The sequence below is a fragment of the Micromonospora palythoicola genome (genome assembly GCF_036689795.1).
In the GTDB taxonomy this organism is placed as follows: domain Bacteria; phylum Actinomycetota; class Actinomycetes; order Mycobacteriales; family Micromonosporaceae; genus Micromonospora; species Micromonospora palythoicola.
Window position 1 is genome coordinate 15,391 of sequence record NZ_JBAGKI010000004.1, and the last position, 25,556, is coordinate 40,946.

At 72.5% G+C, this 25,556-nt stretch carries 9 protein-coding genes; 5 read left to right on the plus strand and 4 right to left on the minus strand.

Annotation, left to right across the window (positions count from 1 at the left end):
* From V5O40_RS02865 to V5O40_RS02880, 4 genes are all read left to right on the plus strand, one after another.
* Entirely contained in the window at window positions 1-1,113 is a 1,113-nt protein-coding gene (locus V5O40_RS02865; RefSeq protein WP_332903995.1) for an alpha-hydroxy acid oxidase, read from the plus strand.
* Entirely contained in the window at window positions 1,110-2,477 is a 1,368-nt protein-coding gene (locus V5O40_RS02870; RefSeq protein ID WP_332903996.1) for a cytochrome P450, read from the plus strand. The genes V5O40_RS02865 and V5O40_RS02870 overlap by 4 nt, the downstream gene beginning before the upstream one ends.
* A gap of 110 nt (window positions 2,478-2,587) precedes the next feature.
* A complete protein-coding gene (locus V5O40_RS02875; protein ID WP_332903997.1) occupies window positions 2,588-3,256 on the plus strand; it encodes a response regulator transcription factor in 669 nt (222 codons plus the stop codon).
* A complete protein-coding gene (locus V5O40_RS02880; protein WP_332903998.1) occupies window positions 3,253-4,563 on the plus strand; it encodes a sensor histidine kinase in 1,311 nt (436 codons plus the stop codon). Before V5O40_RS02875 ends, V5O40_RS02880 begins: the two co-directional genes overlap by 4 nt.
* Window positions 4,564-4,754: 191 nt before the next feature.
* Here the strand turns inward: V5O40_RS02880 and V5O40_RS02885 are convergent, their stop codons facing one another.
* Together V5O40_RS02885 and V5O40_RS02890 are read right to left on the minus strand one after the other, a co-directional pair.
* Window positions 4,755-13,991 (minus strand): Tc toxin subunit A-related protein, encoded by a 9,237-nt coding sequence (locus tag V5O40_RS02885; RefSeq protein WP_332903999.1) that lies wholly within the window; start codon window positions 13,989-13,991, stop codon window positions 4,755-4,757.
* A gap of 28 nt (window positions 13,992-14,019) precedes the next feature.
* Complete coding sequence (locus V5O40_RS02890) at window positions 14,020-21,273, minus strand: SpvB/TcaC N-terminal domain-containing protein (protein WP_332904000.1); 7,254 nt, start codon at window positions 21,271-21,273, stop codon at window positions 14,020-14,022.
* 202 nt (window positions 21,274-21,475) lie between these two features.
* Between V5O40_RS02890 and V5O40_RS02895 the strand changes: the two genes are divergently transcribed.
* Window positions 21,476-22,687 (plus strand): cation:proton antiporter domain-containing protein, encoded by a 1,212-nt coding sequence (locus V5O40_RS02895; protein ID WP_332904001.1) that lies wholly within the window; start codon window positions 21,476-21,478, stop codon window positions 22,685-22,687.
* 98 nt (window positions 22,688-22,785) lie between these two features.
* Here the strand turns inward: V5O40_RS02895 and V5O40_RS02900 are convergent, their stop codons facing one another.
* A complete protein-coding gene (locus V5O40_RS02900; protein ID WP_332904002.1) occupies window positions 22,786-24,468 on the minus strand; it encodes an ABC transporter permease in 1,683 nt (560 codons plus the stop codon).
* Window positions 24,465-25,421 (minus strand): ABC transporter ATP-binding protein, encoded by a 957-nt coding sequence (locus tag V5O40_RS02905; RefSeq protein ID WP_332904003.1) that lies wholly within the window; start codon window positions 25,419-25,421, stop codon window positions 24,465-24,467. Before V5O40_RS02905 ends, V5O40_RS02900 begins: the two co-directional genes overlap by 4 nt.
* Window positions 25,422-25,556 lie beyond the last annotated feature (135 nt).

The window sequence follows — 25,556 nt, forward strand, 5'->3', positions numbered from 1 at the left end:
GTGTCGTCGGTGCCCGCACAGGCGACGCCGCGACGCGCCGCCACCGCCGATCCTCCTCCGCTGTACCGCGTCGACGACCTGGAGGCGGAGGCGCGGCGGCGGCTCGATCCGGTGCACCGGGACTTCTTCGCCGGGGGTGCCGGGGACGAGCGCACGCTACGGGCCAACGAGACGGCCTTCGACGGATATCGGATCCTGCCCCGGGTGCTGCGCGGCGGTGGCGAGCGCGACCTGCGGATCGAGCTGTTCGGTGAGACGCTGCCGATGCCGGTGCTGGTCTCGCCGACGGCCTTCCACCGGCTGGCACACCCACAGGGAGAGGTGGCGACGGCCCGGGCGGTCGGGGCGGCCGGCACCGTCATGGTGGTGAGCATGGCCGCCACCACGCCGATCGAGGCGGTCGCCGGGGCGGCGGACCCACCGGCGCGGCTGTGGTTCCAGCTCTATCCACAGCCGGACCTGGGTTTCACCGCCTCGGTGATCCGGCGGGCGGAGGCGGCCGGGTGCCGCGCCCTGGTGGTCACGGTCGACTCACCGGTCTTCGGCCGGCGCGACCGCGACCTGCGCAACGGTTTCCTCGACCTGCCGCCCGGGTGCCGCTGCGAGAACATGCGGGATCCGGAGAGCGGCCGGGTCCGGGACATCGTCATGGACGCCACCCTCGACTGGGCCCGGATCGAGTGGCTGCGCGAGACGACCCGGCTGCCCATCGTGCTCAAGGGGATCCTGCACCCCGCCGACGCCCGCCTCGCGGTCGAGCACGGGGTGGACGCCGTGCTGGTCTCCAACCACGGCGGGCGGCAGCTCGACGGGGCACCGGCGAGCGTCGACGCGCTGCCGGCGGTGGTGGCGGCGGTCGGGGGACGCATCCCCGTCCTGCTCGACGGTGGGATCCGCCGGGGGACCGACATCCTCGCCGCGCTGGCGCTCGGGGCGGTCGCCGTCGGGATCGGCCGACCGGTGGTCTGGGCGCTGGCGGCCCGCGGCGAGCCCGGCGTGCGGCAGCTGCTCGACCTGCTCCGTGCCGAGCTGGCCCGGGCCATGACGCTCGCCGGCGCGGTCCGGCCCGCCGACCTGACCCGCGAGATGATCCTCGACCGGGTACCGGTATGACCCGGACGCTGGTGCTGTTGTGCTCGCTGGGCGGTCTGCTGGCCGTGGGGTGGCTGCTGCCTCGCCGGTTGCCGCCGGCGGTGGTCCGGCTCCGAGAGTGGATCTTCAGGCGGGTGAACGGTGCCGAGGGGATCCCGGTGCCCAGTCCCCGGATCGGGCCCGAGCACTTCGCGCGGATCTACGCCCATCCGGCGGCCAGCGGGCGCAGTCGGGGGGCCGGTCTGTCCGACCTGTTCTGGTACTGGCTGGCACCCGGTCCGCAGATGCACCAGGAGCACCTGGAGCCGGGCGAGCGTTACCGTACGGTCGCCCGGACGACCAGACGGGTGGTCGCGGTGTCGCAGCGGCGTTCGTCCGAGCTGGCCGGTGCGGCGACCCGACGGATTCTCGACGGGTTGCCGGCCGGCCGGACCCGCCGCGTCCGGCTGCGGGACCTGATGATGCCGATCTGGGCGGAGGTCTACTACGAACTCGTCTTCGACGCGGCCTGCCCGCCGGAGGTACGGGCGCTGATCGTGGCCAACGCCGACGACGTGGTCACCGCGCTCAAGTGCTGCGGGCTGCGACACCTGGACCGGCGCGACCGGCTCACCCGCTATCTGCGTGCCCGGGTCGAGGCCGGCACGGCGCCGGTGACGCTGCCGGAGCCGTTCACCGCCGAGGAGACCGCCTGGTACCTGCAGGGCACCTTCTTCAACACCGCCGTGGTGCAGATGTCGGAGGCGATGGCGCATCTCCTGCTCGCCGTGGCGCAGCATCCGGCGGTGCGGCGTGACCTGGTCGCCGCCCTCGACGACCCCGACGGTGACGCCGCCCTGGACCGGGTGATCGACGAGACACTGCGGGTACATCCGCTCTTCGGGGTGGCGCACCGGATCACGTCCGGCCCGATCGAGGTCGACCCGGAGCTCACCATCCCCGCCGGTTCGGTGCTGCTGTTCAACTACCTCGCCTACCAGCGCAGCGGACCGGCGGCCGACGACACGTTCGAGCCCGCCCGCTGGCTGACCCTGGAGCGCGGTGCGGCGCACTTCGTCCCGTTCGGTGTCACCGCCAACCGGGCCTGCCCGGCACGCGGCGTGGCGCCGGTGATGATGCGCGCGGTGACCCGGGAGGTGCTACGCCGGTACGCGCTGGTCTCCAGCGTGCGGCACACCCGGTCGTTGCCGAACCGCGGGCCGTGCTTCCTCGTCCCGGCCGGGGCCCGTCCGCCCGCCCGGTTCCGGCTGGCGGTGATGCGTTGGGGTGATCGCTGGTCCGACGTGTGGCGCAGCCTCGTCCAACTCGTGCTGGGTACCTGGATGGTGCTCGACGCCCGGCGCCAGCGCCTGTGTGCGCGCTACTTCGAGGAGGTCCGGCGATGACCACGGCGGATCGACCGGAATGATCTCCGGCGCAACAACATAGAGACATTGGTCACAATCAATACTACGGACGGGTGTGGGATTCTCGACATGTGCTACAGGTAAGCGAGGTGTCACCAGGCGTACACCGGCTGCTTCTGGTCGAGGACGACGCGGAACTCGCGGACATGCTCACCGAGGTGCTCGCCGACGAGGGCTACCAGGTCGACGTGGCGCGAGACGGGCAACGTGGCCTGCATCTCGGGCTCACCCGACCGTACGACGTGATGGTGATCGACCGGCTGCTGCCGGCGCTCGACGGGCTCAACCTGCTGACCCGGTTGCGTTCCCGCGCGATCGGCGCGCGTGCGTTGCTGCTCACCGCGCTCGGCACCGTCGACGACCGGGTCGCCGGCCTGAACGCCGGCGCCGACGACTACCTGATCAAGCCGTTCGACCTGGACGAACTGAGCGCCCGGATCCGGGCGCTGTGCCGACGCACGTCGGACGGCGCCGAGGCGCTGCCGATCGGTACCGGCCGACTCGACCTCGGCCTGCGCGACGTGGTGCTCGCCGACGGTACCCGGGTCGCGCTCTCCGCCCGGGAGTTCGAGCTGCTCCGCGCGCTCGCCGTCCGACCCCGGGCGGTGCACACCCGCGCCGAGCTGCGCCGCCGGGTCTTCGACGCGGCGGAGGCCACCTCCATCGTCGACACCTACGTGTACTACCTGCGCCGCAAACTCGGCCGGACGGCGGTCCGCACGGTGCACGGCCTCGGCTACCGGCTCGGTGAGTTGTGACGCCGTGGCGAAGGGCGCGGACGGCGCCCGCCGGCCTCTCCTGGCTGGCGGCCGAGCGCGTCGTGGTGGCCCGGGCCCGCCGCCGGGTCGGCCTGTTGGTCGGGCTCGCGGTGACCGTCCTGGTCACGGCGGTCGGCGTGCTCTCCTACGGCATGCTGATCCGTGGCCAGGAACGCCAGATCAAGCGGGAACTCGCCTACACGGCCAGCCGGGGCGACCCGTCCGGTCCACCCGGCTGCACCTGGCTGTTCCTGCTCCACGACGGCGAGATCTCCGGCGGCGCGGTGCCGGCACCGTCCGGGTTCCCGCTCGCGGCGGCGATGAGCACCACGGCCCGCACCGGAATCCCGTCCGAGACGACGATCGAGCGCCACGGCACGGTCTACTTCGTGCTGACCGAGACCCGTGGCGAGGACGTCGTGCAGGCGATCTTCGACGCCCGGTACCAGCTCGCCGACCGGCGTCACCTGCTCGTCGCGCTCGCCGTGGCGGAACTGCTCGGGCTGGTCGTGGCCGTCGCCAGCGGGGCGGTGGTGGGCCGGCTCGCGGTCGCGCCGCTGGCCGACTCCCTCGCCCGGCAGCGCCGGTTCATCGCCGACGTCAGCCACGAACTGCGTACGCCCATCGCACAGGTGCACACCCGGGCGCAGCTGCTGGCGCGGCGGGCCGGCGCGGCCGGTGTGCCGGTGGAGTACCAGGCGGAGCTGAAACGCCTGACCGGCACCACCAGACGGCTCGGTGAGGTCGTCAACGACCTGCTGCTCTCCGCCCGGCTGGCCGCCGCGCCGGGTGACGGGGCGGCCGCCGATCCGGTGGACCTGGCGGCCGTCGCCGAGGCCGCGGTGCTCGCCGAGAACGACCGGGCCGGGGAGCAGGGTGTGCTGCTCACCTTCAGCCGCCCGGACGTGCCGGTCCCGGTCTCCGGGGTGGAATCGGCGCTGCGGCGGGTGATCAGTGAGCTGCTGACCAACGCCCTGACCCACACACCGGCCGGCGGGCGGATCGACGTGACCGTGCGGCTGCCCGCCCACGACGTGACGGAACTGATCGTCGCCGACACCGGCAACGGCTTCGATCCGGCCGACCGCATCTTCGACCGGTTCCACAGCGGCGCCGGCCCGGACAAGCGGCACACCGGGCTGGGGTTGGCGCTGCTGCGGGAGGTGGTCACCGGACACGGCGGCACCATCGACGCCCGCAGCCACCCCGGCCGGGGAGCCCGGTTCGCCGTGCGGCTGCCGGTCCGGCCGAGCCCGCGACCGGCCGCTTCGACGCCGACGCCCGCGTCGGTCTCCGGCAACCCCTGAGCAGAAAGAAAGGGCGCCCGAGCCAATGCGCGACCGCCCCCTCGTAAAACAGCTGAGATAGCCTTTTTTGACGCCGCCAAATTTCTCTTCCAAAGACAATTCAGCAACCAATACCACACCATTAAGTACCACCCAGCGGAAACAATGTCCCACCCGGGTGCGCGGCCGGCAACCGTGGTGTCGGCTAGCCGTCAGGACACCGTGAAGCGGAGGACCAGATAGGCCCGGTGGACGTCGGTTTCGACCAGCCCGGTCCAGCCGGTGCTGCCCGCCCGGCGCAGCCGCAACCGCCACTCGCCGAGCACGGCGGTGCCCGGCGCGGGAACCAGGGCGAGGTGCGGAACGCCGCCGAAAGCGCCGTCGAGCGGGCCCGGCACGTCGGTGAACGAACCGCCGGGCACCGCCACCTGCCCGTCGAACGCCTCGGCCGCGTCGAGGACCACGTCGACGCCGGTGACCGTCGCGGTGCCGCCGTCGGCGATCCGGGCCTTCGCCCAGAACGGCAGATGGTCGGGGGTGAGCGTGACGGTGAGCGTCTGCTCGCCGTCCTCCTCCGGGTGCAGCATCCGGTGCCAGCCCGTGGCGAACTGCTCGTCGAGGACGAACAGCTGGGTGCCGGCGGTCGGCAACGTCGCAGCCAGGTTCGCCCGGGCCGCGTCGGCCAACGCGGTGCTGCCGGCGACCGCCGTGTAGTCCAGGTGCAGCACCACGTCGCCGATCGTGTCGAAGTCGAAGCGGTTGTTCTGCCTCGGCAGGTCGATGCGCCACTCGCTGACCGCCCCGGCGAGTTCGAACGGCAGGTACCGCTCGTCGACGAAACCGAGCTCGAACATGCCACGGTCGTTGGCGCCGTGTGACGTCGCGATCGCGGCCACCGGCACCGGGTTGCGGACGAACCGCTCATCCGGCCCGGCCAGCGGGTCGCCGTATCCGCCGGCGACGCTGTCGGTGAGCCGGATGCCGTTGTTGGTCAGCGACAGCGTGCAGTTCACGCTGGTGTACGGCCCGACGACGCACGGGACGCTCAGCGCCACCGACCGGATCCGCCGACGGTAGTGGCCCGGGTAGTCCAGGTCGAACAACCACTCGGGCAACGCCACCGTCGCGCTGCCGGTGAGCTTGAGCGCGAGCAGCGACAGTGGAGCCACCTCGGCGAGCGACACGTGCTTGGTGATCTCGAACTCGCGAGCGTGCCGGTCCAGGTAGGCGACCTCCATGCGGCGCAGGTCGTTGCCGAGCCGGTCCGCCGCGAGCAGTCCCTTCTTCAGGCTGTCCCAGTAGCCGAACTGGACGAAGCTCGCGCCCGGCTCGGCCAGCTCCAGCCGAAACGCCTGCTCCGCCCGGCGGGCCAGGTCGAAGGCGAGCTGGTACGCCTGGAAGTACGTGGTGGACAGCCGCCCGACCAGCCAGTCGTAGAGCTGGGCGCTGGTGTACTTCTCCGTCAGGTACGCGTGCGCCGCGTCGGCGTGCGCGATCGACAACTCGTGGTTGGCCAGCTCCAACTCGGCGATGCCCTGCCGGATGCCGGCCACCTCGATCTGCACCTCGAGTTGTTGGCGCTCCAGCTCCGCCAGCCGCTTGTTGAACTGGTTGGCCTCGTCCTGCCGGGTGTAGCCACCCTGCGTGGTCATCATCTCGCCGGCGTGGTGCAGGATCCCGGAGAGCCCGGTGAACATGGCGGCGAAGTTGAACGACGACTTCGACGGCTGCTCCCCGTACGAGACGGTGAACAGCGGTGAGCCGCCGAAGCCCGCCGCACCGGCGGTGATGTAGGGGATGAAGGCGGTGCCGCCGGCGACCGCGTTGAGCACCGTCGCGACGATCTCCGAGACGATGCCGAGGCCGTGGCTGACCGTACCGGCGATCTCCCAGGCGTTCATCCGCGGGATGTCGCCGTAGTACTGGATGCGCTTGTCCACCACGGGCAGCCCCTTCTCCAGCGCGGCCCGGGTCTTGAGCGCCTCGTCGACCTGCTCCTCGCGGACGGCCCGGACAGCCTGCCGCAGCGAGACCTCGTTGCCGGCGTGCAGCAGGGCCAGCCCCTCGGCGTCGCGGCGTTCCAGGGCGGACAGCAGCCGCTCGCCCAGGGCGCGGACCTCGGCGCAGAGCGTCGCGGCCCGCTCCGCGAGGGTGCGGAAGCGGTACTGGCCGGCGGGCAACGCGCCGACACCGAGCACGCTGGACAGGTCGATGCCGGCAGCGGCGGCCTTGACCAGCAGCGCCGGATCGATCGGCGGCTCGAACAGCGGCAGCTGCCGGACGACGCCCTCGATGTTCATACAGTTGCGCACCTTGTACAGCCGGTCGGCGACCGTGTCCCAGTACGACAACAGGCGGGTGTTCGCGGGAATGCCGAAGTACCGCACCTCCAGGTGGGGCAGCGGCGCCGCCGGTACGCCCGGCGCGGCGAAATCGTCGACCGGGCCCGGGGTCGGGGCCGGCACGAAGTTCTCGACGACCACGTCGACCGTGGTGTTGCCCAACGGGTCGAGCGGGCCCTCGGCGACCAGCTCACGGTAGGAGAATTCGGCGTGCTCGACCGGCGGGACCTTCACCGGGCGGGGGCCGAGCAGCTCGGCGGCGAGCACGTAGAGCAACGTCGCCTCGTTGATCGACTCCAGGGTGTCCCGGCGGAACAGTTGGTCGCCCCAGGCGATGAGCAGGTCGAGGTACTTCATCACGACGGCACGTTGGAACGCCACCGGCCGGCGCCGGGCGATCAGGTGCGGGTTGAAGGGGTTGTTCTTCCACTCCCGTACCTGGTCGAGGTTGCCCGCGAGGTTGTTCAGCAGCGTCTCGATGCGCTGCCGGCGGTAGTCCTCGCTGTTCTGGTCGAAGAACGGTTTGGTGATCCAGTAACGCTGCGGCGCGGAGAGCGCCTCGGTGTTCGTCGGATCGAAGATGCGGTGGTACCACCGCATCGCCTCCTCGAACCGCTGGTTCGCCACCAGCTTGCCGGCGATCAGCAGCGGCGCGTGGAAGAAGATCTCCCAGTTGTACTGGGCGTACGCGCCGTACGCGGTGAAGTCGACCACGTCGGTGGCGGCGGTGCTGTCCGCCGCGTTCCAGGCCGCCGGCTGGTAGCCGGCGAAGGTGAACGCGTTGCCCGGCGGGTAGTGCTGCGGGAACCGCTGGATCCGCCGGTTCAGCAGGCCGTCCAGCCCCGACCGGCCAAGTTCGCGCAGGAACAGCGCGGTGTACGGGTGGTGGAAGGGGTACCAGGTGAAGCCGAGCACCGTGAACCACTGGATCCCGGCGTTGGCGCCCCACCAGGACATCAGCATCGGCCGCCACCGGGGCAGGATGAAGAACGACCGGCTGCGGTCCTGGTAGAGCAGCGGCGACAGATTCGTCTGCACGTCGTACTGGATCTGGTGCGGGGACTGGGCCACCTCGAACGGTGCCTTGCCACCCCGGGCCAGGGTGACGCTGGTGCCGCCGGAGATCACGCGCACCGTGTTGCCGTTGGCCGCGTGCCGGCGGTTGTTCGTCAGCCGGGTGAACTCGAAGTGCATTCCCTCGGGCAGCACCAGCCGGGGCGCGATCTCGTACGGACCGTTCAGCGGCGCCAGGGTCCGGCTGTCCAGCGAGTCGTGCACGTACGCGTATGAGTCCGTGACGACCGGATGCTCCGACATGATGCCGCCCGGCAGCAGCACCCGGTACTGCCCGCGCAACGGCTTGAGCTTGAGCGCGACCACCTCGCCGTCGAAGACGAACGACGACGAGTGCCAGGGCCGGAGCCGCTCGTCGAAACGGTTCTTCGTCACGTACGCGTACTGGTCGGCGTACGGGTCGTAGAACCGGGTGTTGTTGAACTCCCGGGTGGTGGAGAGGTACACGTCCAGCCAGAGATGGTTCTCCCGGGACTTGTGGCGCGGCTTGAGATGGTAGGCGGAGGTCGGCCGCTGCCACGGATGCACCAGCAGGAACGGCGAGGTCCGCCGGGCGGCGAAGCCGTCGGGGGTACGTACGCTCCAGGCCAGCTGGATCTCCAGCAGCTTCGGCGGTTCCGGAGTGTCGGCCGGTGTCTCGGTGGCCCGCGCGGGCGGCTGCTTGCGGACCTGCTGGGTCTTCTCGGCGAAGACCAGCCAGAACAGGTGCAGGCGTCGGTTGTAGACGACCGGCACCACGTGATCGCCGACGATGTCCAGCTCGACCTTCTCCCACGCCGTCCAGCGCCCGTAGCCGAGGTCGAAGGTGCGGTAGAAGTACCGCGCCGGGTCGGCCGGGGTGCGCGCCACCACGTGCAGCACGTTGGTGCCGGCGTCGATCTCGTGGTACGTGCCGACCACGGTGAGCCGGGACACCTCGTGCACCTTGCGCAGATAGCGGTGGAACGCCGTCTCGCAGCTCGCGTCGGTGATCTCGCCCTGGAGGATGTCGTCCTCCAGGTCGATGAAGAACGGGGTCTTGTCGTCGCGCAGCTCGGGCTCGATCCAGTTCTCCGGGTACAGGAAGACCTTGCGGTTGGCCTCCCAGACCCGGTAGTTCTTCATCCACGTCCACTGCCGCCAGCTGTCCAGCGACGTGGTGTCGGCGGCCTCGTCGGCGGAGATCACCACCAGCGGGCGTTCCAGGTTGAGCTGGCAGCGCTGCACGAACATCTGCACCGAGCCGATGGCCTGTTTGATCCGCGAGGTGAGCTGGCAGGCGGACATCTCCACGTCGAGCAGGAACCAGCGCAGCATGTCGTTGGTGTCCCGCCAGTACGCGGGGTTGGCCCACTCGCGCCCGTCGACGCTGATGGTCGGCGGTGTGCTGCGGGCGGACTCCTCCAGCAGGTACGCCACCAGGGCGGCGCGCTTGCGTTCGCGCAGCGCGTCCTGGATCGGGGTGATCCGGGCCAGCCACACGTCGTGGTCGTACTTGGCCTTGACGATCTGCCCGATCTCGCGGGTGACGGCCCGCTGTGCCGTCGCCGAGCCGTCCCGCCGCGCCCAGCCGCGCGCGGTCACCACGTCGACACCGAGCCGGCGGGCCAGTCCGAGCACGTGCAGGATCCGCTCCAGCCGCACCACGTCCGCGTACGCGGCCGGATCCCCACCGTCGAGGGCACTCAGATCACCGGGATCGGCGTGCGCGAGGGTGCCCAGGGCGGTACGGAGTTCGCCGATCGGGGCCGCCGCCAGCGCCGCGTCGAAGATGCCGGCGAGGGTGACCTCCTCCGGTTCCGGATACCGGGCCCGCAGGTGCAGCCAGCGCACCAGCTGCCGCCACCTGTCGAACAGCGGCCCGGCGGGTGGGGCGGTGACCGGCAGGTCGCCCGGGTGCAGCCAGCCGGCGGTCCCGGCCCGGTCCAACAGCCAGCCCAGCACGGCCGGTTCGACGCGCAGCCGACGCACCAGGATCGCGGTCTTGTGCAGCAGGTGCCAGGCCCGGTAGATGGCCGGGAAGGCGACCGGGGTGACCGGGTTGACGAAGACGCCGTCGGAGTCCTGCTCGGTGAGCGCCGGGTCGGACAGGTCGGTGAGCAGTCCGAGCGCGTCGAGCAGGACCGCGCTCTGCTGGTCGGCCAAGCCGAAGGTGACCGCCACGTGCGCCACGATCTGACCGTGCAGGTCCGCGGCCGGCGTGCTGCGCAGGCTCTCCCGCAACGCCTCGACCTGCTGCGTGACGGTGTCCGCACGCGGCTCGAACGGGGAGTCCGGGCGGTGGTGCAGCAGATGGTCCACCTCCGGCACGGCGAACCCGGACCGGGCGATCTCCTCGTACCGGCCGATGAGCTCCAGCGTGGCCTGCGGGGTGGCGAACGGATCCGGCAGCGTGCCGTGGCACAGGTCCACCAGCAGCAGCAGGTCCGCGATCGGGATCCGCAACCCCCGGGCCAGCGTGACGTGGCGCAGTGCGACGGTGAGGGTGTCCAGCGTCAGCAGCGGGCCGGTACGGGCCAGCAGCAGCACCAGCTCCGCCTCGGTGACCTGGTACGCCGCGGCCAGCGTCGCCCGGTGCGCGGCGAGCGGCTCGGTGCCGGGCAGCGGACGGGTGAACGCCGGATCCACCGGGTTGGTCAGCAGCTTGTTCTGGAACAACGCGTCGTACGGCGACACCTGGCCCGGTTCGGCGGCGGTGCCGATCGTGTCGTACAGGCACAGCGCCGAGGTGAACGGCAGTGCCAGCCGGCGGCACACCTGGGCGAACCGGTGCAGCGACACCAACGCGGCACCGTCCAGCGCGCCACCGCACACGCCCGGCGCGGCGAGCAGCTGCCCCAGTTCGTGCAGCCGCCACGGGGTGTGCCGCCACAGCCGCAGGAACCGGTGCAGCCGGTCGAAGACGGTCGGGGTGAGCCCGGTGAGCCGTTGCCGGTCGAGGTCACACGTCCCGTCCGGGCGGTGCAGCGTGACCGGCCCGGACCACGGCACCCGCAGCAGCTCCAGCAGCTCGTCGTAGGACAGCCGGCTGTGCTGGAGGAACTCGGCCACGGAGAGCTGGGTGCGGGTCGCGTCCAGCCCCCAGATGTCGGTCTGCGTGGCGGCGTCCGCCGCGACGGTGGTGACAAGCGTCGTCGCGTGCGAGGAGAGACCGAAGTACTCACCGGCCACGCTCACCTCGGTCGGGTTGGTGCCGGCGAACGCCGCCATCAGCTCCGGGCGGGGCACGCCCAGGTGTTCCAGGAGCAGCCGGGCCTCCTCCTGCCACAGGTCGAAGCCACCGGTGAGGTGGTCGGCCTGCCGCAGCGTGTCGTACGCCGCCGTGCGCTGGTGCTCCGGGAAGGCGCGGACCTCGGCCGCGGCCCGGGTGGTCTGCCACGTCTGCGGCGCGGGTGGCGCGCCCGGGATCCGGCTCTCCAGGACCTCGCAGACCAGGTCCACGTAGGGCATCGGTGTCTCGGTGTTGGCGCAGTTGAGCTTGACGTCGGCCAGGTCGGGCCGCCGGTCGAGCAGCACGTCCAGCACGGTCGTGCCGGGTGCGACCGCCGACCGGTTGCCCAGGAAGCGCAGCAGGTCGGCCAGGTACGCCGCCGGGCTGTACACCGACAGGCAGCCGGGGCAGTCGCAGTAGTCGAGCGGCCCGAACAGCAGTTCCAGGTTCGGGATCTCGCCGAGCACCTCCTGCACCTGCTCGGCGGTCAGGTTCTGCTCGGCCAGCACGTACGGGTCACCGGGGCGCAGGTCCCGGCGGAACTCGGCGATCCGGTCGAGCACCTGCGCGTACTGCAGCTGCGCGGTGGCGAGCAGGTGACTGCGGGCCAGGGCACCGACCCCGGGCAGGGCGCGGGCCAGCCCGTCCTGACCCAGCGCGAGCAGCTGAGCCGAGCTGTGCAGCCCCGCGGCGAGCAGTCGGCTGCCGGTGTCGGCGTCCGGGGCGAGGCGGTGCACCCGCTGCACCACGCGCAACTCGCCGACCACCGCCGGGTCGGTGCCCGGGGCGTTGCGGGCCACATAGCTGTCCACGTTCGCCTCGCGCAGCACGAAGTCGGGCCGCTCGTCGAGGAACTCGGCCACCTGCGGCACGTGCGCGAGACCATGCCCGGTGGCCCGGCCGACGTGCGCGACGAGAGCGACGTCGGGAAAGAGCTGCTCGGCGCGTTCGGCCAGCTCGGTCGCCACCCCGCCGCCGACAACCTCGACCATGGACCGCCACTGCGTGACGGTGAGCCTGGCCAGCCCCCGGGCACTGGTCAGGGTCGGGTCGTCGGGGTCGGCGATGACCCGTTTGAGGTGCTGTACCAGCGCGCTGTCGTTCGCCGCCACCTGCGCCACCTCGACCGTGGTGCGCAGGTCGGCGACGACGGCCTCGCCGCCGACCTGGGCGGCGCGTTCGGTCAGCTCCGCCCAGAACTCCGGTCCCGGTCCCTGGTGCCGCAGGAAGGCGTCGGCGACGGTGCCGAAGGCCGACTCGTCGACCGCGGAGACCGCCAGCAGGCCGCGTAGCGTGCCGGAGCCGGTGAGGATCGGCTTGTCGAGGGTGAACGCGGTCCGGCGGGCGGCGAGCGCGGCGAGGATCGGGTCGCGCTGCCGGGTCACGCCGATCGGGAACAGGTTCGCGGCGGTCGCCGCGTCGAAGGCCGCCGTCGCCGTCTCCGGGTCGAGGAAGCCGAGCCCGGTGGCGGTGTCGTCGACGAGCCGGTCGACGGCGTTCCACTCGTCGGTGGCGGCCAGCAGGTCGTCGGGCAGCGTGGGCGGCAGGTTCTGGGCGAGGAAGCCGTAGCAGGTCGCGGGCGTGAAGGGCGCGCCCAGCTCGGCGGCGACCCGGTGCGCCAGCAGCAGCCGCATCACCTCGTCCTGGGTCAGCCGCGCCGCCACCGCGACCCGGGTGACCTCCTGGTCCCGCTCGGTCTCCACCAGGTCCGTGATTGCGATGCCGTCGAGCACCGCCGCCACCGCGCGCATCCGCGTCTTGAAGTCGCTCGTGCCCCGGTAGGGCTGGTCGCCAAGGGTCAGGTTCACCCAGGAGATCATCTTCGGGTTGGCCACCACCCGGCTGCCCAGCGACTGCCCGGCCCGCACGAAGGTGACCTCCAGCTGCGTCGGCCGGGCCGCCGCCGGGTACGGGATGTCGAAGAAACCGTTGGCCAGGGTCCGCCGTTCCGCCACCAGCGTCCCTTCGCCGCGGACCGGGCGCTCCCGCACCCGTACGGTCACGCCGCCCAGCCCGCGCCAGTGCTCGTCGCGGACCGTGCCCCGCAGCCGGTACGGATGCGTCACCGCACCGCCGGTGATCTCCAGGTTGAGCGCACGCAGGGTGGGTCTGTCCAGGTGCCCGGTGGCCCGCAGGTGCTTGCGGTGCTGGTACTCCAGCACCGCCGCGCGCGTCGTGCCACCGAAGCGCTGCTGGCCGTGTTCGGCGACGGCGATGGTCAGACCCAGCTTCGCCAGCGCCTGCTGGGCCCGCCCGACCTCGGGACCGCGCATGTTGAGCCGCAACGTCTTCCGCACCGGTGTGAGCGGCACGTCCGGCTTGACGGTAAGCGCCCGGACCGGCTGCGGCCGGGAGGCGTTCACCGAGGCCATCCGCTCCCACGTCACCGGGTCGAACTCGCCGGTGGTCGGCAGCCCGTAGCGGCGTTGGAACGCCGTGATCGCCGCCCGGGTCGTCGGACCCACCTCCCGCGAACGCAACTCGGCGCCGTCGATCGGCGCGCTCACCTTGGCGATCTCCAGCGCCCGGCGCAGCGCCCGCTGCGCACCGGCGACCTGGGTCCGGGAACTCAGCTTCGCGGCGAGCGCGCGTGCCTTGAGCCGCGCGGTGACCTCGTCGGTGACGACGGCGCCGCCGGTCACCGCCCGCAGGGCCGCGGTCGTGCTGGGGCCGAACGTGCGGGCGGCCACCTCCCCGGGGTCGACCTGCTGCCCGGCCTGCGCGAGCAGCCGGTGGAGCCGGGCCACCCGGGTCCTGCTGGCCGTGGTGAACTCGTGCTGGTCCCGTGCCACGACCGGGGCGAGCCGGACCGTCTCCTCGTCCCGTCCGTCGTTCACCGGCATGTCGGCCTCATTTCCAACGTCGTCACCACTACCACCAGTCGTAGATCGCTTCGCCGAGCTGGCCACCCCGCCGGCTCCACCACCAGCCGACCAACCCCGCGCCGAGCAGGCCGAGACCGATCGCCAGCCACCCGATCGGGCCGCTGATCACGCCGAGACCGATCAGGAATCCGGAGATGCCGCCGGCCAGCGCCACTCCGGCCGACATCCCGACCGAGGCGCCGATCGCGCCGCCGACGAAGGCGCCGATCTCCCGCGCGGCGACCCGGCCGCGTTGCCCCTCCGGCGCGGTCGCCACCGCGTGGATGCCGAAGACGGCGCCGAACGCGAGCCCCACCGGGCCGGCCACCCGCCCGATCCTGGTGAGGACCTTCAGGGAGCCCCGGCTCTCGCCGGCCGCCACGGCGATCCGCCGGGCGGTCTCGCCCGGACCAGGGGAGGGGACCGGTCGGCCGCCCTCCACACCGGGCAGCCGGTTCAGGTACGTCCTGAGCATCGAGGCGAAGCTGCGTTCGCCCTCGATCACCTGGGACAGGGCGCGACTGCCCGGGCTGAGCCGGCTCTGGGTGGCCAGCCGCCGCGCGTTGCGGGCCTCCGACACCTCCTGCGCGGTGCGCATCGCGTCGTCGGTGTTGCCCTCGGCGACGCTTTGCGCGATCGACCGCTGCGCCGCGTCGGAGGCGGCCCGGTTGCCCTGCATGTACTGGCGGCGCTGGTGGGTGTCCCACATGGTCACCGCGCCCTGTCCGCCGCTGCGGCCCGGCGCCTCGCCGGGCTCCTGGCCGGTGCCCGCTTCGGTGCCGGGCCCGGCCTCCGGTGCCGGCTCGTCACCCCCGCCGCCCGCGCTGTCGGCCTCCGGGGGTGTCGGCTCGGCGGGACCTGGTGGCCCGGTGAGGTCGCCGCCCTCCTGCGGCTGCGGTGCCGGCGGTCCGACCCGGGCGTCGGACCAGCGGGCCAACGCGTCGGACTCGCGGATGAGTGGCGGACCACCCCAGACGACCGTGTGGTACGGGCCGGTGACCGCCCCGGCGTACTGCCAGACCCGGCCGAAGGTGTCGTGCTGGAGCACTCGCCAACGGAGTTCGGTGCCGCTTCTGCCGTGGGTGGCGGCCACCTCGCCGGTGTCCCGGAAGCTGCCCGGGTCGGCCGCCATCGCGCTGTTCAGCTCCGGATACTCGTACGGCAGCCGGCGACGGCCGCCGTTGGTGCCGGTCGGGTCGGCCAGCGTGACCGGGTTGTTGCGGCAGTAGGCGTAGAGGTTCGGCCCGTCGACGAAGCCGGCCGGGTCGGGGCTGGTCCACCGCCCCAGCCAGGCCGCGTAGTACCGGGCCCCCAACTGGTAGAGCCCGGTCTCCTCGTCGCGCTCCCCGTCGGTGTACCGGTAGCGCGCGAGGCTGTGGTGTGCCGACGGCCGCGACGAGCGGTACGCGGTGGTGCCGAAGGGGTGGTACTCCTCGTAGGAGATCGGCACCCCGTCCGCGTCGGTCTCCAGCATCGACGAGCCGAGGTGGTTGCTGTAGCGGTACCGCACCACCGCAACGCCCACCGGCCCGTCGCCCACCGTGGTCGTGTCGACCTGCGCCAGCCGCCCCTGACCGTCGGAGACGTGCAGGGTCCACCGTTGCCGCCGCAACGTGCCGTTCATCCACTCGCGGTACAACTCGACCGGGCCCAGGTACCGCCGCTCGGTGCGCAGCCCACCCTGCCGTTGCACGACCTTACGGACCCGGTCGCCGCCCGCACCGTACGCCGTCTGGACGGTGCCGCCGCCACCCAGGTCAGCGCCGGCGAGCCGGTCGAAGACGTCCCAGCTCAGCGACGCCAGGTGGGGCATCGTGACCATGTTGCCGCGCGCGTCGTGTCCGTAGCTCGCGCTGAACGTCCCCGGCAGGTCACCGGGCAGGCTGGTGGCGAGCAGCCGGTTGGTGAGGTCGGCCGGATCGGCGTCGTACGCGTAGCGGTAGCGCCGCGTCCATCCGCCGCCGTCCGCGACGTGCCGCACCTCGGTCAGGTTGCCGAGGTCGTCGTAGCGGTAGAGCTGGTGGTACCGGCGCACCGCCGTCGCGTCGTTGAGGTGCGGCAGCGCCACCGGCACCGGGTCGGTGTGGTCGGTCTGATCCAGCCCCGCGTGCTCCCGCCCGCTGGCCCGCACGAGCCGGTAGAGCGCGTCGTAGGTGAACCGGGTGTCCGGCCGGACCACCGCGTTGGCGAAGAAGTGGGTCTGCTGCGCCCCGTCGACGATCTCGGTGACGTTGCCGACCGGATCGTGGAAGAACGCGAGATCCTGGAGCCGGCCACCGCCCTGAGCCGTGGTGGTGACCCCGGTCAGCCGCAGCGAGCGGGGGTGGTACGCGTACCGGGTGACCGCGCCGTTGCCGAGTTCCACGCTCAGCCGCCGGCCCTGGGCGTCGTAGCTTTCGCCGACCAGGAAGGTGTGCGTGGACCCGTGCCCGGTGGCGGTGAGCGCGACGAGCCGGTTGGCCACGTCGTAGCCGGGGCTCAGCACGGTCCCGTCGGCGAGCGTCGCCTCGGTCACCCGGTCCACGGCGTCGTAGCGCGCCGACGCGGTGTGCCCGGCCGGCTCCAGCAGCGCGTCGGGATCACCGCTCCAGTCCACCGGCGAGTGGATGTCGTGGGTGAACCGGCGGGTCAGCTCGACCGGTCGACCCCGGAAGTCGGCGCGTTCCAGCGTCACCGAGCCGGCCGCGTCGTACACGACGTGCGCCAGTCCGAGCAGATTGCGCCGCGCCCCCTCCGGATGCGCGTCGCCGTAGACCACCCGGCCCACCACGGCCTGCCCACCGGGGTGGGTGCAGGTCGTCGTGGTGGGCCGACGGAAGGCGTCGAACCCGGTCGCGAAGACCCGTCCCGCGTCGTCCCACACCCGCACGGGGGTGCCGGCTACGTCGGTGAGCATCCAGCGGGTGCCCCGCTCCGCGCCGTGCGCCCGTACCGCGCGGCCGAGCAGGTCGGTGACCACCGTGGCGACCGGGCGGTCCCGGGCGTCGAAGGCGGTCACGACGTGCCCGGCCAGGTCGGCCTCCGACCGGGAGCGGACCGGTCCGTCCGCACCGTTGTCGGCGCTGGCCAGCACCTCACGGCCGAGTCCGTCGAGGTGACGTTCCGTCGCCGTGCCGGCGTGCGCCGCCGCCAGCCACGCCGCCCGCCGGTGCGGGTCGGCCGGCTCCGGATCGGCGGTCGACGGCGAGCCGCGCTCGCCGTACCAGAGGCTGTCCAGCACCGTGTCGTTGGCGTCGTGCTCGCGGGTCAGCCAGGCGCCGTGCTCGAACCGGGTGAAGGTGCCGTCGGCCGCGTCCACCCGGATCATCCGGCCGACCGGGTCGTAGCGGATCACCGGAGTGACCCCGGTCTCGACGAGGACGGCCTCCGACTCGTGGTCGGGGGTGGTGCTGAAGTACGGCTGGTACTGCTTGACCGGAGCGCCACGATTGTCGACGATCGTCCGTCCGGTGCCGATCCAGCGCAGCTCGGTGCCGGTGTCGACCTCGACCGCCAGGCCGGTCTCCGGGTCGACGGAGCGGGCCGGACCGGGTGGCGCCTGCGTCTTGGTCGTCAGCGCGGCGCCGGTGCCGTCGAGGTGGACGTGCCGTTCCTGCCAACGCGGGTTGGCGGCACCGTGCTGCTCCCGGTGCCGCACCACGAGCCGGGCGGGCTGCCGGAACAGGTCGTACTCGACGGTGGCGGTCGGATCGGCGAGGGTGTCACCCTCGCCGTCCTGCCCGGCCGCGGCGGAGGCGACGACCACCCCGAGCGGGTCGTAGCGCACGGCCCGGTGGTTGCCGTTGACGTCGGTGACCAGGTCCGGTGCCAGCACCCGGAAGTCGTTGCGGGCCGAGGTCTGGTGGCCGAGCGGGTCGGTGATCCGCCGGGGCAGCAGGTCGTGGTCCCGTTCCACGGTGGTGACCAGACCGAACGGGTCGCGATGGCCGGCCGGTAGGTAGAAGTGCTCGCGGGCGTCGGCCGGGAGGACGTCGGTGCCCGACGGGAGCCACCACCCGCCGTCGCCCGGGAGGTAGCCGGCGGCGGTCAGGTCGGCGGCGGAGACGGCACCGTCGTAGCCGGCCGCCACGAGACCGTCGGTGAGCGCGAGCCGGTACACCCGGTGGACCAGGCCCAGCGACTGCATGGTGCCCGCCGGCAGCGGGCCGCTGAGGTCGTCGGCGAGGAAGTCGACCCGCCACCGGGCGAGCAGCCGCAGCCGGACGCCGTCGCCGTCGAGCTGCTCGTACGGCACACGTGGGGCGCCGGCCACGGCGGCGAGCAGGTCGGCGCGGGACAAAAAGCCGGCCGGCGCGTCGAGCCCGGCGAGTTCGTAGCCGCGGCTGTCGTGGACCACCCGCAACCGGTGCGCGTCGGCGGTGGACACATCGGCGGTGTGGTCGTGCTCGGTGTACGTGACGTGCCGCCGGGCCTGCGCTACCCGGACCGGTTCCGGCAGCGCCGGGTCGACCCGCTGACGCGGGTACACCACGCTCGCCGAGCGGCGGACCAGCCCCAGGTCGTCCAGCTCCAGCACCAGCATGTGCTCCACCCGGGGATCGGCCGGTACCCGGTCGTAGCCGTACCGCACCGCCTCGGCCGGGGCCACCCGGAACACGCGTGGCCGCACCCGCCGGATCTGGTAGGACCATTCGGTCGCCGTGTACGGGAGATCCTCGCGCGCCGACCCGTCGAGGGCGTACACCTCGGTACGCAGCGGCAGCCCCTTGAGGGCGCGCACCGCCTCGGCGTACTCGTCGTCGGTCAGCCCGGCCGGCAGCACCGGCTCCGCCAGTCGGTGCTCGGCCCACTCCGGGTTGACGAAGTACTGCGCCCGGCGGGTGTGCAGCAGGCCCTCCCCGGCCAGGGAGCCGGTGTGGTACCAGCTACGGGTCAGCACGGGCGGCTGGTGCAGGCTCGGGTCGGACGCGTTCGCCGCACCGGCGAAGCTGTCGTAGCTCTCGGTGTCCTGCGTCTCCACCAGGCCGAAGCCACGGAACTCCCGTTCCCTGGGGTCGTAGCAACCGTCGTGGTAGGAGGTGCGGCGGACGAACACCGTCTCCCGGACCCGGTCGGTGGTGGTGACCCGGTACGCGCACTGCACCGGGAAGGGCAGCCGGGTGGCCCAGGGCCGTCCCCGCGCCTCGTCCTCCAGGTAGAAGGCGGTCGACGGGCGGTACTCGATCCGCACCTGCGCGCCCAGCCCGTTGTCGTAGCCGATCAGCAGGTGCGGTTTCACCCCGCCCATCAGGTCCAGGTAGCGCAGCGGTGTCCGCCCGCCGGCGGGCGGCGGCGTGGACCAGACCAGGCAGGCGGTGCCGACTCCGAGCAGGTCGATCAGAGCCGCGCCGGTCACCCGGTCCGGGGTGGGCACCCCGGTGAGCGTACGGGCCGGCGCGAAGCCGTTGCCGCTGCGGTTGCCATACAGCCGGGTCGCGTCGGCGGCCAGGTACACCAGGTCGACCGGGCCGGTCCCGTCGACGTCGCCGAGCAGCACCCGGCGCGGGTCGAACTGGCCGGGCCCGTCCAACCAGGGGGCGTCGGCCATGCGGACCCAGGCGCCGAATCGACCGTGGCCCAGGTTGGGGCGGTACCGGACCGCGCCGTTGCCGACGCGCACCAGGTCGGGTAGGCCGTCGCCGGTCATGTCGGCGAACTGCACCAGCTCGGTGCCCTCGCCGGAGGTGAAGCGGGGCAGCGGAGCGCCGGTGGCGCCGTCCACAAGCGCCATCGCCGCCGCGAAACCGTCCCGGCCGAGACACGCGTACCACCGCGCCCCACTGGCGTTCTCGGCGACCAGATCCGGCAGGCCGTCGCCGGTCAGGTCGGCCAGGTGCAGGCGCGCGCCGGCGGGATCCCCGGCCGGGACCGGCGCCGCCGTCAGCGGCTCGGCCCCCCGCCAGGCGCCGTCGTCGGCGCGGCGGGCGACGACGGATCCGGTGCAGGTCAGGCGGACCAGGTCGGGCGCGCCGGAGCCGTCGAGGTCGAGCAGCAGACCGGTGTCCCCGCTGGGCCGGGCCGTGGTCGAGCGGGGTGCCGCGAACCGCGCCCGGCCGGTCGACGGGCTCAGGTTGCGCGCGTACCACCACGCGCCGCGGTGCCGGGCGAGCAGGCCGGCGGCACCCTCACCGGCGAGGTCGACCCAGAACCGGGTCGTCTCGTCGAACCCGTACGGCAGGCCGGTCACCTCGTGCGCCACCGGGTCCACCACGCCCTGCTGGTACGACATCGACAGCGGCGGCAGCTCGCCGCTCGCGGTGCCGTCGTACCCGCGTCGGGTCACCGTCGCGAGGAACGTGTACCCGTCGCGGACCTGGTGGCCGAAATCGGTCGACGCGACCAGCTGCGCGGTGTTACCGAGGGACGGGAACCGGTGGTACATCAGCGCGCGCCGGCACAGCCGGTAGGTCCGCACCTCGAACCCGGCCCGGTAGCTGGACCAGGGGTCCGCGCGGACCGGCCACGCCTCGTCGCCGTCCGCGCCGTAGTCGAGAACCAGGTCGAAGTGCCACGCGGTGGGCAGCTCCGCCCCGTCACCCGGGTGGTACGGCGTCTCGTTGCCGTAACGCACCCGCTTGAGGTACCGGTTGACGCCGCGGCCGGCGTCGGTGCGGTGGTGCTCGTCGACGCGATGGGCGTCCACACCGGACGAGTCCTCGGCCTGGTACTCGAAGACCATGACGTTGCCCCTGTCGTCATGGCGTTGGCAGAGCAGCCAGCTGAAGATGCGGTCCGGCTCGGTGGGGTCGGCGATCCGGCTGGCCTGGTCGCGGCCGTACCAGGAGGTGACGTTGTCCGCGCTGATCACCCGCCAGCGCACGTCGGTCCGGTCGGCGATGCTGCTCCACCGTTCGATGCGTGCGTCGCCGGAGTCGATGCGCGGTCGGTACCGCTGGATCCGGTAGCCGTCGCGGACCACCACGGTGTCGGGGGCGGGGACCAGATCGTCCGCGCCGGAGAGCACGAAGACGTCGGTGTCGTCGCGGTAGCGGGGCACACCCCGCTCGGTCTGCCGGCTGACCGTCGGTAGGTCGAGCTGCCAGCCGTAGCCGAAAGCGCTCTGCCCGGCCGCCGAGTCGTAGCCGATCGCCAGGTCCGGGCCGAAGCCGGAGCGACCGGCGGTGGCGCCGAGCGGCACGGTGAGCGAGGCGCTGCCGGTCACCGGGTTGGCGGCGAACTTCTCACCGAGGCCGCGGATCGCGCCGCCCGGCGTCGGCAGCGCCACAGCCGGCCGGACCGTGGTCGTGGGCGGCTGGGCGTCGTGCCGGTCCCGGGTCGCCACCGCGCCTCCCGATTGCCGTCTGGCGAGTGGCTGGAGGCTATGCGGCCGGCGGCGGACCGCACACGCATCTGATGTCAACCCGACAACGGCGGACGCGGGCACCAGGGCTGGTCGGGATCGAGCGGGCCGGGACCGGGACGGTCCACCCGACCGGGCGGCAACCGGCTGGTATGCCACGGGAGGCAACGGGTAACGACCGGGAATGAATCGGCTGCATCTCAGCTACGCCCTGGTGGGGGTACTGGCACTGTTGCTGGCCTTCTGGTCCAGTGCCGTGCGACGGGCACCGGTCAGTGAGCCGCTGCTCGCGCTGTCGTTGGGTGTCCTCGCCGGTCCGGTGCTCGGCCTGATCGACCTGCCCGCCGACCAGATGACGGGGCTGATGGTGGAGTCCAGTCGGATACTGCTGGCCATCTCGCTGATGGCGGTAGCGCTGCGTTTTCCGCTGCCGGCCTACCGGTCGGTGATCCGACCGGTCGGTGTGCTGCTCGCCGTCGCGATGGTCGGCATGGCGGTGGTCAGCGCCGGCCTGGCCTGGCTCGTCCTCGGTCTTCCGCTGGCCCTCGCGCTGCTGCTCGGCGCGTGCGTGACACCGACGGACCCGGTGCTGGCCTCCAGCGTCGTCTCCGGTCGGCCCGCCGAGCGGGAACTCCCGGCCCGGCTGCGGCAGGTCATCAGCGGCGAGTCCGGCGCCAACGACGGCCTCGCCTTCGCCTTCGTCGTGCTCGCCCTGGCCGTCGTCACGTCCGGGTCGCTGAGCGGCGCTCTCGTCGAGGTGATCTGGGCGGTCGTTGGCGCGCTGGTGATCGGCGTGGCCGTCGGTTGGACCGCCGGCCGGGCCATCCTGGCCGCGGAGGAGCGGGAGGACGTGGACCGGGGCTCCCTGCTGGTCTTCACGATCGTGCTCGGCGTCGCCGCGCTGGGAGTCGCCCGATTGGCGTACACGGACGGGATTCTCGCGGTCTTCGTCGCCGGTCTCGCGTACAACGCGGTCGTCGGTGGCCGCTCCCGCGCGTCGCAGCAGCGACTCGACGACGCACTGACCCGCTACCTGGTGTTGCCGCTGTTCTTCCTGCTCGGCATCGAGGTGCCGTGGCGCGACTGGGTCGAACTCGGGTGGCCGGTCCTCGCCTTCGTCGTCGCGCTGCTGCTGCTGCGTCGGCTGCCGGTGGTGCTGGCGCTGAAGCCGGCGCTGGGGATGTCCTGGCGGAGCGCGGTGTTTCTCGGCTGGTTCGGCCCGGTCGGGGTGTCGGCGCTGTTCTATCTGACGCACAGTCAGGAGCACGGGGTCGCCGACCCCCGGTTGTGGGCTGCCGGGAGCCTGGTGGTGGTGGCGAGCACGGTGGCGCACGGTGTCACCGCCGCCCCGGGCCGTCGCTGGTACGCCCGGCGGCCTTCGGCGTCCACCGGGTGAACCTGGCTCGGTGTCGCTGGCGGCCGTAGCGCCGATGGCCCCGGCCGTCGGGCCAGGGCCATCGGGAACCGCCCGACGCTGGGCGGTCGAACAGGTGCTCAGCCCGCGCTGAGGTCACGCCGGCGGAAACCGGCGACCGCCAGGGCCAGCAGCGCGGCCGCCGCCACGCCGAGACCCACCAGGTGTGCCGGATCGAGGGGCGCGTTCGGGTAGCTGCCGACCCACCAGAACGGCGAGAGGGCCTTGACCGCCGTGGGTAGCTGGAGGACCGATCCGAAGAACCGCTCCACCACGATGATCCCGCAGAACACCCACGCGAGCGCGCTCGCCCGGGGAACCCAGGCGTAGAGCGCCGCGGTGAAGGTGATCAGGACCGCGATGCCGAGCGCGAACGCACCGGCACTCTTCAGCAGGATCAGCAGACTGGTGTCGCCGCCGGAGAGGGAGGCGCCGACCCAGAGCGGCAGGGCACCGCCGGCGACGAGCAGCACGAGCGCGCCGATCCCGGCGACGCCCAGGTGCGCGAGCAGTGCGGTGGTCCTCGACGTCGGCCGGGACAGGCCCAGCCCGAGCCGGCCCTCGTCCTCCTCGGTCTGCACCCGCAGCACCGAGGCGGTGCTGAACACGGCCACGGCGAGCGCGTTGTGCAGCATCATGATGGCCAGGAACGCCAGGATCGGGTCGTCACCGAAGATGGTCTCGGTGAGTTCGTTCTGCTCGGCGATCCGCTGGAGGGCGTCACCGGAGTCCGCGCCGAGGAACAGCCCGGCGGGTCCGAACATCGCCACACACCCCACGAGCCACCACAGCAACGCCCCGCGCTGCTGGCGGACGACGAGCGCGAACGGGCTGGCCAGCGACGGCGCGGCGGCGGCGGGACCGGGCCGACCGTGCAGAAGGGCGCCCCCGAGGTCACGCCGGGACGCCAGGACGGCCCCGACGACCAGCGCCACGACGATCGCCAGCACGCTCAGGCCGAGCGGCCAGAGCCGGACGTCCGCGTACGGTCTGGTCTGCTGCGTCCAGGCGATCGGCGACAGCCAGGACAACCAGCTGCCGTGTTCCCGCTGGATGTCGCCGATGCCCCGGATCAGCACCGCGGCGGCGAGTGCCGCGAAGGCGAGGCCGGAGGCACCGCGGCTGTGCACGGTCAGTTGGCTGGTCACCGTCGTGACGGCGGCGAAGACCAGGGCGGTGAGCATCACACCGGTCAGGAGGGTGAAGGTGTCCGCCGCGGCGAGTTGCCCGGCGCTGATCATCAGCGCGCTGCCGAACAGGGCGAAGGCGGCGTCGGCGATCATCACCATGAGGAACGCCGCCACGGTGCCCGCGTGCCGTCCGATGGGCAGGGCCCGGACGAGTTCGGTGCGGCCGCTCGCCTCCTCGGCGCGCGTGTTGCGGGCGATCAGCAGGATGTTCATCGTCGCCAGGAGCGCCATCAACCACAGCGCCATCTCGTTGGCGAACATCCTGCCGATGGTGTAGTCCTCCAGCCCGTAACCCGGTCCGGCCAGCAGCGTGCCACCGGCGTTCGCGATCGAGTCGGCCCGGTTCTGCCGGTCGGCGGCGGTGGGGTAGACCGCCGCGATGGCGACCACGTAGTAACCGCAGAACGCCACCAGGGAACCCGTCCAGACCGCCAGTCGGACCCGGTTGCGTCGCAACATGAACCGCAGGAGGTAGCCGGTGCCCGCCAGGGTGGCGCTGGACGCCGGAGTTCGTGTCGTCGCGGGGCGGGTGGGCGGCGCCTGCCGAGCGATGTCGGCGGTCGGCGTGCTCATCGGGTCACCGCCTCGACGTCTCGGGGCGCCGCGGCGGCCGGTTCCGCGCCGTAGTGCCGCATGAACAGTTCCTCCAGCGACGGTGGGGTGGCCGTGAGACCGCGTACGTCCAGCCGCGACAGCGCGGCCAGGACCGCGCCGATCTGCGCGTTGTCGACGGAGAGGTCGACCTTGGTGACGTCGCCGCTGGCGGCGGTGGTGGTGACGTCGTGGACACCGGCGAGTCCGGTGATGGCCGCCGGGTCGTCGACGACCAGCGCGCTGACCGTGGTACGGGTCAGGTGGCGCAGCTCGGCGAGGGTGCCGGACTCGACCGTACGACCACTCCTGATGATCGTGACGGTGTCGCAGACCTTCTCCACCTCGCTCAGGATGTGCGAGGAGAGCAGCACCGCCCGTCCCGCGTCCTTGACCCGCTGGACGTGCTCGGTGAAGACCGCCTCCATCAGGGGATCCAGGCCGGAGGTCGGCTCGTCGAAGATGTAGAGCTCGGGGTCGATGAGAAAGGCGGCCACGAGCGCCACCTTCTGGCGGTTGCCCTTCGAGTAGGTGCGTGCCTTCTTGGTCGGGTCGAGCTCGAAGTGGTCCAGCAGGGTGGCTTTACGCTTTCGCCGCTCCGCCCGGTCGGACGTGTCGTGCAGCCGGGTCAGGTAGTCGATGGCCTCGCCGCCGGTGAGGTTGGGCCACAGGCTCACGTCACCGGGAACGTAGGCGAGCCGGCGGTGCAGGGCCACGGCGTCGCGCCAGGCGTCGCCACCGAAGAGCCGGGCGGTACCGGAGTCGCGGCGCTGCAGGCCGAGCAGCACCCGGATCGTGGTCGACTTCCCGGCGCCGTTGGGGCCGAGGAATCCGGCGATCTCACCGGGACGGACGGTCAGGTGCAGGCCGTCGAGCGCTTTGACGGAGCCGAACGACTTGCGCAGGTCGGCGATTTCGACGGGGTTCGCTGTCATTGTCACTCCCAGGGAGAGAGGCGGGTGCCGCGGTGTGAGCGTTGGCCGGTCGGTGCGGCGTGTCGACCGTGCGGCACCGGCTCGGCGATCAAGGTTCGTCGAGCCGGTGCCACGGGGGCCGAGGTGCCGGGGGTG